1 rRNA gene (running past one end of the window) is annotated in these 1,510 nt (G+C 53.0%); it reads left to right on the forward strand.

The features are described 5' to 3' along the window. A 23S ribosomal RNA gene (locus DM806_RS10910) occupies positions 1 to 1,510 on the forward strand (its annotated part extends 363 nt beyond the left edge of the window); the annotation flags it as partial.

The following is a 1,510-nucleotide window of genomic DNA, read 5'->3' on the forward strand; positions in this document are numbered from 1 at the left end:
GTGACAGCCCCGTATGCGAAAATGATCATTCAGGACTTGAGTAGGGCGGAGCACGTGAAACTCTGTCTGAACATGGGGGGACCACCCTCCAAGCCTAAATACTCGTACATGACCGATAGCGAACCAGTACCGTGAGGGAAAGGTGAAAAGCACCCCGATGAGGGGAGTGAAACAGTACCTGAAACCGGATGCCTACAAGCAGTGGGAGGGTCCTTGAGACCTGACCGCGTACCTCTTGCATAATGGGTCTGTGACTTAGTGTATCATGCAAGCTTAAGCCGTTAGGTGTAGGCGCAGCGAAAGCGAGTCTGAATAGGGCGACTGAGTATGATGCATTAGACCCGAAACCCGGCGATCTATGCATGACCAGGTTGAAGGTGCGGTAACACGCACTGGAGGACCGAACCGTTCAATGTTGAAAAATTGTCGGATGAGTTGTGCTTAGGGGTGAAAGGCCAATCAAGCCGGGAAATAGCTGGTTCTCCGCGAAATCTATTGAGGTAGAGCGTCGGATGATTGCCGTTGGGGGTAGAGCACTGGATGGTTGCGGGGGTCGCGAGATCTACCAATACTAACCAAACTCCGAATACCAACGAGTCTAGTCCGGCAGACAGACGGCGGGTGCTAAGGTCCGTCGTCAAAAGGGAAACAGCCCTAACCTACAGCTAAGGTCCCCAAGTCACGTCTAAGTGGGAAAGCATGTGGAACTTCCAAAACAACCAGGAGGTTGGCTTAGAAGCAGCCATCCTTTAAAGAAAGCGTAACAGCTCACTGGTCTAAATAAGAGGTTCTGCGGCGAAGATGTAACGGGGCTCAAGACGTGCACCGAAGCTTAGGGTGTAGTCGTTTACGACTACGCGGTAGCGGAGCGTTCCGTAGGCCGTTGAAGCGATCTGGTAATGGGTCGTGGAGGTATCGGAAGTGCGAATGCAGACATGAGTAGCGATTAACAGTGTGAGATGCACTGTCGCCGAAATTCCAAGGGTTCCTGCTTAAAGCTAATCTGAGCAGGGTAAGCCGGCCCCTAAGACGAGCCCGAAGGGGGTAGTCGATGGGAACCACGTTAATATTCGTGGGCCTGGTGGTGTGTGACGGATGGCGTAACTTGTTCGGCCTTATTGGATTGGTCCGGGCAGGGAAGTTGTCCCAGGAAATAGCCCCACCGTATAGACCGTACCCTAAACCGACACAGGTGGAATGGTAGAGTATACCAAGGCGTTTGAGAGAAGTATCCTGAAGGAACTCGGCAAATTGCCTCCGTACCTTCGGAAGAAGGAGGCCCCATCTATGCGCAAGCACTGATGGGGGGCACAGGCCAGGGGGTAGCGACTGTTTAGCAAAAACACAGGGCTCTGCTAAGTCGGCTTCAAGACGACGTATAGGGCCTGACGCCTGCCCGGTGCCTGAAGGTTAAGAGGAGGAGTGCAAGCTCTGAATTGAAGCCCAGGTAAACGGCGGCCGTAACTATAACGGTCCTAAGGTAGCGAAATTCCTTGTCGGGTAAGTTCCG

The sequence above is a fragment of the Sphingobium lactosutens genome (assembly GCF_013393185.1).
Classification (GTDB): domain Bacteria; phylum Pseudomonadota; class Alphaproteobacteria; order Sphingomonadales; family Sphingomonadaceae; genus Sphingobium; species Sphingobium lactosutens_A.